Below are 11782 nucleotides of genomic sequence, written 5' to 3'. Positions count from 1 at the left end.
CCGGTACCCCCCCCCCGCCCCCCCGCCCCCCCGCGCCCCCCCCCCCCCCCCCCCCCCCCGCGCCGCCACCGCCCCCCCCGGCCCCCCCCCGGCCGGGACCGCCACCCGGACTCCCGGCCGGGACCGCCACCCGGACCCCCGGCGCGGGGCCCCGCCTGGAAGAATCCCGCCATGGACCTGAAGATCCCCGAACTGCCCTTCCCTCTGCGCACCTACGGCCCCGACGGCCACTGGTCCCACGAGGACGGCGTCCTCACCGGATGGGCCGGACCCCGGCAGGACCGTTTCGTGCCGCCGACCGATGAGGCCCTGGACCCCGCCTCCGACGCGCCGCGTCTGCTGGGCGCGCCCGAGGGCGACTTCCAGCTGATCGCCCGCGTCACGGTCGGCTTCGCCGCCTCCTTCGACGCCGGTGTCCTCTACGTCCACGTGGGTGAGCGGGCGTGGGCCAAGCTCTGTCTGGAGTACTCGCCGGACGTGCCCACCGTCTGCACGGTGGTCACCCGGGGCCACTCCGACGACGTCAACTCCTTCACCGTCGACGGCAGTTCCGTCTGGCTCCGGGTGAGCCGCACCGGGCGTGCCTTCGCCTTCCACGCCTCCCATGACGGCGAGCGCTGGACCTTCGTCCGTCTCTTCACCCTCGGCGACGAGAAGGAGACCAGGGCCGCCCTGATCGGCTTCATGACCCAGTCGCCGACGGGAGAGGGCTGTGTGGTGACGTACGACCACATCGAGTACCGGCCCCACTGGCCGCATGATCTGCGGGACGGCAGCTGAGGGAATGGAGGCGACTCGTTGAATGTTCACGTAGCCGCCGGAGGGAGTCTCCGTACCCGCACGACCTGGAGTGCCGATCACGATGCGCGTCGAAATCTGGTCCGATATCACCTGCCCCTGGTGCTATGTGGGGAAGGCCCGCTTCGAGAAGGCGCTGGCCGCCTTCCCGCACCGTGAGCAGGTCGAGGTCGTGCACCGTTCCTTCGAGCTGGACCCGGGCCGCGCCAAGGACGACATCCAGCCGGTGATCTCGATGCTCACCAAGAAGTACGGCATGAGCGAGGCACAGGCCGAGGCCGGCGAGGACAACCTGGGCACCCAGGCCGCCGCCGAGGGTCTGCCCTACCGCACCCGGGGCCGCGACCACGGCAGCACCTTCGACATGCACCGCCTGCTGCACTTCGCCCGCGAGCAGGGCCGCCAGGTGGAGCTGCTCGACCTGCTGTACAGGGCGAACTTCGCCGAGGAGCGGTCCGTCTTCGACGACGGCGAACGGCTCGTCGAGCTCGCCGGCGCCGCCGGTCTCGACGCCGGCGCGGTGCGTGAGGTCCTCGCCGACCCGCAGGCGTACGCCGACGAGGTGCGCGCCGACGAGCGGGAGGCCGCGCAGCTCGGCGCGAACGGTGTGCCGTTCTTCGTGCTGGACCGCACGTACGGCGTCTCCGGCGCCCAGCCCGTCGAGGTGTTCACCCGGGCGCTGACCCAGGCCTGGGGCGAGCGCCCGCCGCTGAAGCCGGTCGACGGGGACGCGGAGGCCTGTGGCCCGGACGGATGCGCGGTGCCCCGGAACTAGGACGTGCAGGTCAGCGCGTACGCATAAGTCTTCCTTTGCGGTATCGCGCAGAATTCGGCAATGGACGGGGAGGTCCCGGGACCGCAGAGTGGTCCCATGGAGACCTTCGAGAACCTCGTCCGTGCCGAGTTCGCCCCGAAGAACACCTACCTGAACACCGCGAGCAACGCTCTCCTGCCCGCCCGTACCGTGACCGCGCTCCAGGACGCCGCGCTGCTGCGCGCGGAGGGCCGTGCGCTGGATCCGCTGTTCACCGATGTCGAGGCGTGCCGTGCCGCGTACGCCCGGGTCGTCGGCGTTCCCGTCGAGCGGGTCGCGGCCGGGGCCACGGCCGCTCTGCACACCGCGCTGATCGCCGCCTCGCTGCCGCCCGGCGCCGAAGTCCTCACCGTGGAGGACGACTTCGCCTCCGTCCTCAACCCCTTCCACACCCGTGGCGACCTCAAGGTGCGGGCCGTGCCGCTGGAGCGGCTCGCCGACTCCGTCCGGCCGGGCACCGCGCTGGCCGCGGTCAGCGCCGCCCAGTCGGCCGACGGCCGGATCGCCGACCTGCCCGCGCTGCGCGAGGCGGCCCGGGCGTACGGGGCGCGCACCTACGTCGACTTCTCCCAGGCGGCCGGCTGGCTGCCGGTGGAGGCCGACGCGTTCGACTACTCCGTCGCCATCGTCCACAAGTGGCTGCTCGGCCCGCACGGGGCGGCTTTCCTGGTGGTGCCCGAGGACCTCGGCGATCTGCCGTCGGTGCAGGCGAGCTGGGTCGCGGCGGAGAACCCCTGGGACAGTTGCTACGGACCGGTCGCCGAACTCGCCCGCTCCGCACGGCGGTTCGACTCCAGTCCCGCCCTGTTCACCTACGCGGGACTGCGTGCCTCCCTCGAACTGCTCGAGGAACTCGGCGTGGACACCATCCGCGCCCACGACCTGGCCCTCGCCGACCGCTTCCGCGCGGGGCTCGCCACGCTGGGCCACGAGCCCGTCCCCGCACCCGGCTCGGTGATCGTGTCCGTGCCCGGACTGGGCCGTCTGCAGCCTGAACTGGCCCGGTCGGGCATCGAGGTGTCCAACCGGGCGGGCAACCTGCGGGCGTCCTTCCACCTCTACAACACGGCCGCCGACGTGGACCGGCTGCTGGACGCGCTGTCCGGCTGACCGGGCCCACGGCAGCGGGCCGGTGCCTCCCTGTCCCACACGAGGAGGCCCGGCCCGCAGTCCTGTGACGCGTCTACCGTACTGGGGTGAAGTCCCGCGCCCCGGTGCCGTGACATCCGGGGGGCGACCCCCGGACCCCCGGCCGGGTCCGGTTCACCGTACCGGGGTGAAGTCCCGCGCCCCGATGAACTCGGGTCGCCGGATCGGTGCCGCGAACGGCTCGACCGCCGCGTTCTCCACGCTGTTGAACACGATGAACACGTTGCTGCGCGGGAACGGCGTGATGTTGTCCCCGGAGCCGTGCATGGCGTTGCAGTCGAACCAGGTCGCCGAGCCGGCCTTGCCGGTGAACAGCTTGATGCCGTACTCCGACGCCATCTTCGTCAGCGCCTCGTCGGACGGCGTACCCGCGTCCTGCATCTGCAGGGACTTCTTGTAGTTGTCCTTCGGCGTGGCCCCCGCGCACCCGAGGAACGTCTTGTGCGACCCCGGCATGATCATGAGACCGCCGTTGGTGTCGTAGTTCTCGGTGAGCGCGATCGAGACCGAGATGGTGCGCATGTTCGGCAGGCCGTCCTCGGCGTGCCAGGTCTCGAAGTCGGAGTGCCAGTAGAAGCCGCTGGCGCCGAAGCCGGGCTTGACGTTGATCCGCGACTGGTGGACGTAGACGTCCGAGCCGAGGATCTGCCGGGCCCGTCCGACGACCCGCTCGTCGCGCACCAGCTTCGCGAAGACCTCGCTGATCCTGTGCACCTCGAAGACGGACCGAATCTCCTTGGACTGCGGCTCCACGATGGAGCGTTCGTCCGCGCGGATCGCCGGGTCGGTGGTGAGCCGCTCCAGCTCGCGCCGGTACTCGCCCACCTCGTCCGGTCCGATGAGCTGGTCGACGGCGAGGAAGCCGTCACGGTCCAGAGCCTGCAGGTCAGCGGTGGAGACGGGACCGGGCGTGTCCGGGGAGCCCCAGACGACCGGGTCCTGCCGGGGGGTCGCCACCTCGGTGGCGCCGCGGGTGGGGTAGAGGTCGGTGACGTTCGTGGTCGTGGTGGTCACGGTGACTCACACCTCCTCGGTGAGCAGCGGGTAGACGCCGTTCTCGTCGTGGTCCTCCCGTCCGGTCACGGGCGGGTTGAAGACACAGATGCAGTGGAAGTCCTCCTTGACCTTGAGCGTGTGCCGCTCGTGGCCGTCCAGGAGGTACATGGTGCCGGGCGTGATGTGGTACGTCTTCCCGGTCTCGCGGTCGGTCAGTTCGGCGTCGCCCTTGGTGCAGACGACGGCCTCGATGTGGTTCGCGTACCACATCGACGTCTCCGTACCCGCGTACAGGATCGTCTCGTGCACGGAGAAGCCGACCTTCTCCTTGGCGAGGACGATGCGCTTGCTCTCCCAGGTGCCGGACGCCGATTTCACGTGCCGGTCGGTGCCTTCGATCTCCTTGAACGAACGGACGATCACGGTGGTGCGATGCCTCCTCGGCTCGGATGTGTCTTTCAGGCGGTTTCCCGGACGGCGCGGGCGAGGACGGTGAGGCCCTCGTCCAGTTCGTCCGGGGTGATGGTCAGGGACGGCAGCAGCTTGACGACCTCGCTCTCGGGGCCGGACGTCTCGATGAGCAGCCCGAGTTCGAAGGCGCGCCCCGCGATGCGGCCCGCGCGCTCCTTGTCGTGGAACTCCATGCCCCACACCAGGCCGCGGCCGCGGTACTCCTTGACGTCGGCGAGGTTCTCCTCGGCGATGGCGATCAGCGCCTGCTCGACCTGCTCGCCGCGCGCACGGGTCTGCTTCTCCATCGCGGAGCCGTCGGCCCAGTACGCCTCCAGGGCGGCGGTCGCCGTGACGAAGGCTGGGTTGTTGCCGCGGAAGGTGCCGTTGTGCTCGCCCGGCTCCCAGACGTCCAGTTCGGGCTTGAACAGGGTGAGCGCCATGGGCAGTCCGTAGCCGCTGATCGACTTGGACACGGTGACGATGTCGGGCGTGATGCCGGCCTCCTCGAAGGAGAAGAAGGCGCCGGTACGGCCGCAGCCCATCTGGATGTCGTCGACGATCAGCAGCATGTCCTGGCGTTCACACAACTCGGCCAGGGCGCGCAGCCACTCGGGCCGGGCGACGTTGATGCCGCCCTCGCCCTGCACGGTCTCGACGATCACGGCGGCGGGCTTGTTGAGGCCGGAGCCCTGGTCCTCCAGGAGCCGCTCGAACCACAGGAAGTCCTCGACCTTGCCGTCGAAGTAGTTGTCGAACGGCATCGGCGTGCCGTGCACCAGCGGGATGCCGGCGCCGGCCCGCTTGAAGGCGTTGCCGGTCACGGCGAGCGAGCCCAGCGACATGCCGTGGAAGGCGTTGGTGAACGACACGATGGCCTCGCGCCCCTTCACCTTCCGCGCCAGCTTCAGCGCGGACTCCACGGCGTTGGTGCCCGTCGGGCCCGGGAACATGACCTTGTACGGCAGGTCGCGCGGGCGAAGGACGTAGTTCTGGAAGGTCTCAAGGAACGCGCGTTTGGCCGTCGTCGACATGTCGAGGCCGTGGGTGACGCCGTCGCGCTCCAGGTAGTCGATCAGGGCCCGTTTCAGCACGGGGTTGTTGTGCCCGTAGTTGAGTGAGCCGGCTCCGGCGAAGAAGTCGAGGTACTCGTGGCCGTCCTCGTCGTACATGCGGCTGCCGTGCGCACGGTCGAAGACGGTGGGCCAGCCGCGGCAGTAGCTGCGCACCTCGGACTCGAGGGTCTCGAAGACGCTGAGGTCGGGCTGGGTGATGGTCACGACGAATCGCTCCTCGGTGGCGTGGGAGGTCAGAGGGAGTCGGAAGAAGTCGGAAAGTCAGGGGCCGGGCCGCGCGGTCAGCGCGTGAGCGGCCCGATGCGGTACAGCACTTCGGGGTCGTGCGGTCCGTCGGGGAACTGGCCGGCGTCGAACAGCACCTCGCGCTCCAGCAGGGCGCCGTGACGCTCCGCGAACGCGGTGAACAGGCGCTCGGACGCGGTGTTGCCCGGTGTGATGGTGGTCTCCACGGTGTCCACGCCGTGCTCCTCGGCGGTCCGGGCGGCCAGGCCGTCGAGCAGGGCGGCGGCGAGGCCGCGGCCGCGGTACGACGCGTCGACCGCGACCTGCCAGACGAGCAGGGTGCGCGGGCTGTCCGGCCGCAGGTATCCGCTGACGAAGCCGATCGGCTCTCCGCGCTCGTCGCGAGCCACGGCCGAGGTGGCGGCGAAGTCACGGCACCACAGCAGATAGCTGTACGACGAGTTCAGGTCGAGGACCTTCGAGTCCCTGGCTATCCGCCACAGCACGGCTCCGTCCGCCACGGTGGGGCGGTCGATTTGCAGGTCTGCTTGTGCGGCAGTCATGCGAATTGAACTTACCCAGCTAAATTCAAAATTGCATCGTCTGTCGGGGTTACGCGCGGACTTGATCTGTGTTATCGCGGGCACGGGTGGGTCCGCGCGAGAACCCGGCGGTATGCCCCGTTTCTGACGGTGCATACCTCGCAAAACGGGCCCGCTGTTGAATCGGTCACAACTGCGTAACTCCCGTGACTCCCCTCGGAATGCTCTCTGAATCGTGGCGTTTAGGTCCGGGGAAAGCGGGCAGAAGAAGACGGGAAACTGCTTGGCTGGATAATCGAAAAATAAGAGAAAGAATGTCGCAGGATAATGCGTGCGAAAGATTCCGGTAATCCTGGAATTGACGGCCGCCGTCGGCCCGTCCGGCGATCGGGCGCGAGGCCGTCCAGGCCGAACGGGGCCCGGGGGCAGGGCCCTCGGGCAGGGTCGAAGGGGCGGAGTCCCCAGGGGTGGGGCGGGAAGGGGCGGAGGGGGCGAAAACCCGAGGACCTCAGCCCGGGATCAACGCCAGGCCCTCTCGGCCGCACGCAGAGCCCCCTGCAGGTCCACCGTCAGGCCCGCGTCCGCCAGGGCGGCACCCAGAGCCGTCAGACACGCCCGTACCGCCCCCGGCGTCGCTTCGGGTCCGTAGTGGTTGACGCGGATCATCTCCTTGGCGAGCGCGCCCCCGCCCGCGGCCAGCGGAAGGGCGGGGTCCGCGGCCAGGGCGCGGGCGACCAGGTCCGCGGCCACCGTGCCGGACGGGGCCCGCAGGGTCGTGGCGACGGGCGCCGCCTTTGCCGCGTCACGGACGTACGGCTCCAGCCCTCCGCCCAGCGCGACCGCACCCGCGCGGGTGGCCGCCGCGGCCGACGCGTGCCGGGCCATCACCGCATCCAGCCCCGCCGCCTCGATCCGTTCCACGCACGCCTCGAGCGCCAGCATCTCCAGCTGCGCCGGAGCGTGCAGCAGCGTCTTGCGGCCGCCGTCGATCCAGCGCTCCTTCCAGTCCAGCAACGACAGGTACGAGCGGCGCGGCGCCCGCGGGTTCGCCGCCATCCGCGCCCACGCCCGCTCGCTCACCGACACCGCCGAGACCCCGGCCGGACCGCCCATCGCCTTCTGCGCCCCGATCACGCACAGGTCCACGCCCCACGTGTCCGGCAGCACCGGCTCCGCCCCGATCGACGCCACCGCGTCCAGGTAGAACAGCGCCCCGTGCGCCCGTACCACCTCGCCGATCTCCGCGACCGGGTTGGTGTTCCCGGTCGCCGCCTCCGCGTGCACCAGGGACACGAAGTCGATCTCCGGGTGCTCGGCGAACGCGGCCCGGATCTGCCCGGCCGTCACCGCCGTGTGGAACGGCACCGCCAGATCGATCACGGTGGCACCGCAGTCCCGCAGCCAGTCGCCGAAGGTCTGCCCGTAGGGACCGGTGACGACGTTCAGCGCGGTCGTGCCGGGACCGGCCGTCGCGCGGATCGCGCCCTCCAGCGGCAGCAGCGCCTCACCCTGCATGATCACGACGTCCTGCCCGGTGCCCAGCAGCCGTGCCACCCGGTCCTCGACCGACGCGAAGTGCGCGGCGCTCAGCGGGGGCAGATCGAGGAGGAGGTGGGTCACGACGGTGCTCTCTTCACTTCACGGCTGCACGGGTACGTACGACGGAGTCGAGGGTAAACCTTCGCCCGAGGTGCGGCCCGACCGCAGGGTTCTCAGGCCGGACGGCCCCGCGGTCATCGGTTTGGTTTGAGTCCCTCAAACCTCTCCTTATAATCGGAACTCACAGTTCCCTGACAGGAGGCTCCCGTGAAGACGCTCCTCGGCCGCCGGACCCGTGTTCTGGCCGCCACCACCGCGACGGCCGGGCTGGTCCTCCTGTCCGCCTGCACCTCCAGCGACGACGGAGGCAGCGGTGCGAAGACCGCCGCCGGCGGGGTCGAGCTCGTCAAGGCGGGGCAGCTCACCACCTGCACCCACCTCCCGTACCCGCCCTTCCAGTCGGAGATCGACGGCAAGGTGCAGGGCTTCGACGTCGCGCTGATCGACCTGGTCGCCGAGGACCTGGGCGTGAAGCAGGAGATCCTCGACACGCCCTTCGAGAACTTCAAGACCGGCGCCTTCCTCAACTCCGGTGAGTGCGACCTGGCCGCGGCGGGTATGACCATCACCGAGGAGCGGAAGAAGAACGTCGACTTCTCCGACCCGTACTTCAACGCCACCCAGGCCGTCCTCGTCGACAAGAAGAGCGGCGTCACCTCCCTCGCCGACGTGAAGGCGAAGAACGTCAAGCTGGGCGCGCAGGCGCAGACCACCGGCGAGGACCACGTCAAGGGGCAGGGCTTCGACCCGGTCTCCTTCGAGTCCTCCGACGCCGTCCTCAACGGCCTGCGCACCGGCCAGGTCAAGGCCGTCGTCATCGACTACCCCGTGGTCCAGGGCTGGCTGAAGGACAAGGCCAACGCCGACGCCTTCGAGGTCGCCGAGCAGATCGACACCGGCGAGCAGTACGGCGTCACGGTGAAGAAGGGCAACACCAAGCTGCGCGAGGCCGTCAACAAGGCGTTTGCGGACGCCAAGGCCGACGGCACGTACAAGAAGCTGTACGAGAAGTGGATCGGTCCGTACGACGAGTCCGCCGCCTCGCCGGCCGCGTCCTGAACCCATGGCCGACACGGAGAAACAACAACTCCAGCCGAAGAAGAAGGGCCTGACCAGGCGCCAGAAGCGCAGCCTGTCGCGCGGCATCCAGTATGCCGTCTTCGTCGCGGCCGTGATCGCCTTCGCGGTCTCGGCCGACTGGGACAGGCTGCAGAACCAGTTCGCGCAGGCCGACATCGCCGAGCGGATGTTCCCGGACGTCATCACGCTGGCGCTGAAGAACACCGTGCTCTACACGGTCACCGGCTTCGCCGTCGGGCTCGCCCTCGGCATGCTGATCGCGCTGATGCGGCTGTCGTCCGTCGGCCCGTACCGCTGGCTGGCCGGCATCTACATCGAGATCTTCCGCGGCCTGCCCGCCCTGCTGATCTTCATCTTCATCGGCGTCGCCGTGCCGCTCGCCTTCCCCGGCACGGAGATCATCGGCGGCACCTACGGCAAGGTCGCCCTCGCCCTCGGCCTGGTGGCCGCCGCGTACATGGCGGAGACCATCCGGGCCGGCATCCAGGCCGTACCCAAGGGACAGATGGAGGCGGCCCGTTCGCTGGGCTTCTCGCCCGCCCGGGCCATGGTCTCCATCATCATCCCGCAGGCCTTCCGGATCATCCTGCCGCCGCTCACCAACGAACTCGTCCTGCTCTTCAAGGACTCCTCGCTGGTGCTGTTCCTCGGCGTCACCCTGGAAGAGCGCGAACTGTCCAAGTACGGCCGCGACCTGGCCAGCCAGACCGCCAACTCCACCCCCATCCTGGTGGCCGGCCTGTGCTACCTGCTGATCACCATTCCGCTCGGCTTCGTCGTGCGCCGTATGGAGGCCAAGGCCCAGGAGGCCGTGAAATGACCCCGAGCCGACCGGAGATCCGCGTCAGCGGCCTGCACAAGTCCTTCGGCGACAACGAAGTCCTGCGCGGCATCGACCTGGAGATCGGCCAGGGCGAGGTCGTCTGCGTGATCGGCCCGTCCGGGTCGGGCAAGTCGACCCTGCTGCGGTGCGTGAACCTCCTGGAGGAGCCCACCAAGGGCCGGGTCTTCGTCGGCGGTACGGAACTGACCGACCCGGACGTCGACATCGACGCCGTACGCCGCCGTATCGGCATGGTCTTCCAGCAGTTCAACCTCTTCCCGCACCTCACGGTGACCGAGAACCTGACGCTGCCGCAGCGCAGGGTGCTGGGGCGGGACAAGGCGCAGGCGGCGAAGGTGGCCGCCGAGAACCTCCGGCGGGTGGGGCTGGCCGAGAAGGCCGACGCCTACCCGTCCTCCCTCTCCGGCGGCCAGCAGCAGCGCGTCGCCATCGCCCGCGCGCTGGCCATGGGCCCCGAGGTGATGCTGTTCGACGAGCCGACCTCGGCGCTCGACCCCGAGCTGGTCGGCGACGTCCTGGCCGTCATGCGGATGCTCGCGGACGAGGGCATGACGATGATGGTCGTCACCCACGAGATGACCTTCGCCCGCGAGGTCGCCGACCGGGTCGTCTTCATGGACGGCGGAGTGATCGTCGAGGACGGCGACCCCGAGCAGGTCATCGGCCACCCGCGGCACGAACGCACCCGCCACTTCCTCTCCCGCCTCCTCGACCCCGCCATGGCGGACGTGGAGGAGGAGACCTCGGACCAGGTGGGCGGGCCCGGGTAGTGGCTCACTAGGCCCTGTCGTCAAATTCCCGCCTGCCCGGCGGCGTCTGGCACGCACGCTCGCCGCGTTGCCGGAGCGCCCTCGTGACTCCCCCTCGTGGGCGCTCCGGCGCCTTGCGATCGCACGCACCAGACGCCGCCGGGCCCGCCCTGCGGGCGGACGACGGGAATTTGACGACAGGACCTAGGGTGCCGGTATGAGCGAACGCGCGGTGCTGCACGTGAAGGGGCGGATCCTCGTCGGCCCGGACGAGGTCCGCGACGAACTGTGGGTCGTCGGCGGCCGGATCTCCTACGACCGTCCCGCCGGCGCCCGCGACATCCGCGCCGTCGCCGGCTGGGCGCTGCCCGGCCTGGTCGACGCCCACTGCCACGTGGGCCTCGACCGGCACGGCGCGGTCCCCGAGGACGTCGCCGAGAAGCAGGCGCTCACCGACCGCGACGCCGGCGCCCTGCTGCTGCGCGACGCGGGCTCGCCCTCCGACACCCGCTGGATCGACGGCCGCGACGACCTCCCGAAGATCATCCGGGCCGGCCGGCACATCGCCCGCACCCGCCGCTACATCCGGGGCTACGCCTGGGAGGTCGAGCCCGACGACCTCGTCGCGTACGTCGCCCAGGAGGCCCGGCGCGGCGACGGCTGGGTGAAGCTGGTGGGCGACTGGATCGACCGCGACCTGGGCGACCTGTCCGCCTGCTGGCCGCGCGGCGCCGTCGAGGCGGCGATCGCCGAGGCGCACCGGCTGGGTGCCCGCGTCACCGCGCACTGCTTCGCCGAGGACTCCCTGCGGGACCTGGTCGAGGCCGGCATCGACTGCGTCGAGCACGCCACGGGCCTCACCGACGACACCATCCCCCTCTTCGCCGAACGGGGCGTCGCGATCGTCCCCACCCTCGTCAACATCGCCACCTTCCCCGCACTCGCCGACGGCGGCGAGTCCCGGTTCCCCCGCTGGTCGGCCCATATGCGGCGGCTCCACGAACGCCGCTACGACACCGTGCGCTCCGCCTACGACGCCGGCGTCCCCGTGTTCGTCGGCACGGACGCCGGCGGCACCCTCCCGCACGGCCTGGCGGCCGACGAGGTCGCGGAGCTGGCCAAGGCGGGCATTCCGCCGGTCGAGGCGCTGGCGGCCGGGACCTGGGCGGCCCGGAAGTGGCTCGGCCGCCCAGGCCTGGAGGAGGGCGCCCCGGCGGACCTGGTGGTCTATGACTCCGACCCGCGCGCGGACGTACGGGTGCTGACGGATCCGCGCCGGGTGGTGCTGAACGGGCGCGTGGTCGGATAGGGGGCGCCGTGCCCCGGAACCGTTTCCATGACGGGTGCACGATCGATCGCCCCCGCCGCCCCTTCCCGTCCCGAACCCGGGGCTCCGCCCCAGACCCTGCTCCTCAAGCGCCGGAGGGGCTGATTCTCAGCCGGGGGTCCGGGGGCAGCGC

General features: G+C 70.5%; 12 protein-coding genes. 7 read left to right on the top strand and 5 right to left on the bottom strand.

Features of this window, described 5'->3' with window-relative positions:
• The first annotated feature begins 171 nt into the window (after nt 1–171).
• The 3 genes from ACFXAE_RS33650 to ACFXAE_RS33640 all read left to right on the top strand — a co-directional run bounded on the left by ACFXAE_RS33650 (nt 172) and on the right by ACFXAE_RS33640 (nt 2722).
• On the top strand, nt 172–780 hold the full coding sequence (locus ACFXAE_RS33650; protein ID WP_384722666.1) for a DUF1349 domain-containing protein: 609 nt from the start codon (nt 172–174) through the stop codon (nt 778–780).
• A gap of 82 nt (nt 781–862) precedes the next feature.
• Nucleotides 863–1573 (top strand): DsbA family oxidoreductase, encoded by a 711-nt coding sequence (locus ACFXAE_RS33645; protein ID WP_384722663.1) that lies wholly within the window; start codon nt 863–865, stop codon nt 1571–1573.
• Between the two features lie 96 nt (nt 1574–1669).
• Nucleotides 1670–2722: an aminotransferase class V-fold PLP-dependent enzyme gene (locus ACFXAE_RS33640; RefSeq protein ID WP_384722660.1), complete on the top strand. Its 1053-nt coding sequence runs from the start codon at nt 1670–1672 to the stop codon at nt 2720–2722.
• 153 nt (nt 2723–2875) lie between these two features.
• Here ACFXAE_RS33640 and thpD read toward each other — a convergent pair whose 3' ends face one another.
• The 5 genes from thpD to ACFXAE_RS33615 form a co-directional block, all read right to left on the bottom strand.
• Nucleotides 2876–3775 (bottom strand): ectoine hydroxylase, encoded by a 900-nt coding sequence (gene thpD, locus ACFXAE_RS33635; protein WP_384722657.1) that lies wholly within the window; start codon nt 3773–3775, stop codon nt 2876–2878.
• 6 nt (nt 3776–3781) lie between these two features.
• Nucleotides 3782–4180 carry an ectoine synthase gene (locus tag ACFXAE_RS33630; protein ID WP_217144727.1) on the bottom strand — a complete coding sequence of 133 codons (399 nt, stop codon included), beginning with the start codon at nt 4178–4180 and terminating at the stop codon, nt 3782–3784.
• Nucleotides 4181–4215: 35 nt separating this feature from the next.
• Nucleotides 4216–5487, bottom strand: a complete 1272-nt coding sequence (gene ectB, locus ACFXAE_RS33625) for a diaminobutyrate--2-oxoglutarate transaminase (RefSeq protein WP_384722654.1) — start codon at nt 5485–5487, stop codon at nt 4216–4218.
• A gap of 77 nt (nt 5488–5564) precedes the next feature.
• Nucleotides 5565–6071: a diaminobutyrate acetyltransferase gene (gene ectA, locus ACFXAE_RS33620; protein WP_384722652.1), complete on the bottom strand. Its 507-nt coding sequence runs from the start codon at nt 6069–6071 to the stop codon at nt 5565–5567.
• 498 nt (nt 6072–6569) lie between these two features.
• Nucleotides 6570–7670, bottom strand: coding sequence for a pyridoxal-phosphate-dependent aminotransferase family protein (locus ACFXAE_RS33615; protein ID WP_384722649.1), 1101 nt, complete (start codon nt 7668–7670; stop codon nt 6570–6572).
• 186 nt (nt 7671–7856) lie between these two features.
• Here ACFXAE_RS33615 and ACFXAE_RS33610 point away from each other — a divergent pair, with 186 nt between their 5' ends.
• The 4 genes from ACFXAE_RS33610 (at nt 7857) to ACFXAE_RS33595 (ending at nt 11631) form a co-directional block, all read left to right on the top strand.
• Entirely contained in the window at nt 7857–8708 is an 852-nt protein-coding gene (locus ACFXAE_RS33610; RefSeq protein ID WP_384722646.1) for an ABC transporter substrate-binding protein, read from the top strand.
• Between the two features lie 4 nt (nt 8709–8712).
• The gene (locus ACFXAE_RS33605; RefSeq protein ID WP_384722643.1) at nt 8713–9549 is read left to right on the top strand and encodes an amino acid ABC transporter permease; all 837 of its coding nucleotides are present in this window, start codon (nt 8713–8715) and stop codon (nt 9547–9549) included.
• A complete protein-coding gene (locus tag ACFXAE_RS33600; protein WP_384722640.1) occupies nt 9546–10343 on the top strand; it encodes an amino acid ABC transporter ATP-binding protein in 798 nt (265 codons plus the stop codon). Before ACFXAE_RS33605 ends, ACFXAE_RS33600 begins: the two co-directional genes overlap by 4 nt.
• Nucleotides 10344–10539: 196 nt before the next feature.
• Entirely contained in the window at nt 10540–11631 is a 1092-nt protein-coding gene (locus ACFXAE_RS33595) for an amidohydrolase family protein (protein ID WP_384722637.1), read from the top strand.
• Nucleotides 11632–11782: the final 151 nt, after the last annotated feature.

The sequence above is a fragment of the Streptomyces sp. NPDC059454 genome (genome assembly GCF_042749965.1).
Lineage (GTDB): Bacteria > Actinomycetota > Actinomycetes > Streptomycetales > Streptomycetaceae > Streptomyces.
The sequence above is the reverse complement of the archived record's forward strand: the minus strand, read 5'-3'. Positions and strand labels throughout refer to the sequence as shown.

Bases quoted from the DNA above. Each gene is read 5' to 3' on its own strand.
- ACFXAE_RS33650 (WP_384722666.1), top strand. From the start codon at position 172: ATGGACCTGAAGATCCCCGAACTGCCCTTCCCTCTGCGCACCTACGGC.
- ACFXAE_RS33645 (WP_384722663.1), top strand. From the start codon at position 863: ATGCGCGTCGAAATCTGGTCCGATATCACCTGCCCCTGGTGCTATGTG.
- ACFXAE_RS33640 (WP_384722660.1), top strand. From the start codon at position 1,670: ATGGAGACCTTCGAGAACCTCGTCCGTGCCGAGTTCGCCCCGAAGAAC.
- ectA (WP_384722652.1), bottom strand. From the start codon at position 6,071: ATGACTGCCGCACAAGCAGACCTGCAAATCGACCGCCCCACCGTGGCG.
- ACFXAE_RS33605 (WP_384722643.1), top strand. From the start codon at position 8,713: ATGGCCGACACGGAGAAACAACAACTCCAGCCGAAGAAGAAGGGCCTG.
- ACFXAE_RS33600 (WP_384722640.1), top strand. From the start codon at position 9,546: ATGACCCCGAGCCGACCGGAGATCCGCGTCAGCGGCCTGCACAAGTCC.
- ACFXAE_RS33595 (WP_384722637.1), top strand. From the start codon at position 10,540: ATGAGCGAACGCGCGGTGCTGCACGTGAAGGGGCGGATCCTCGTCGGC.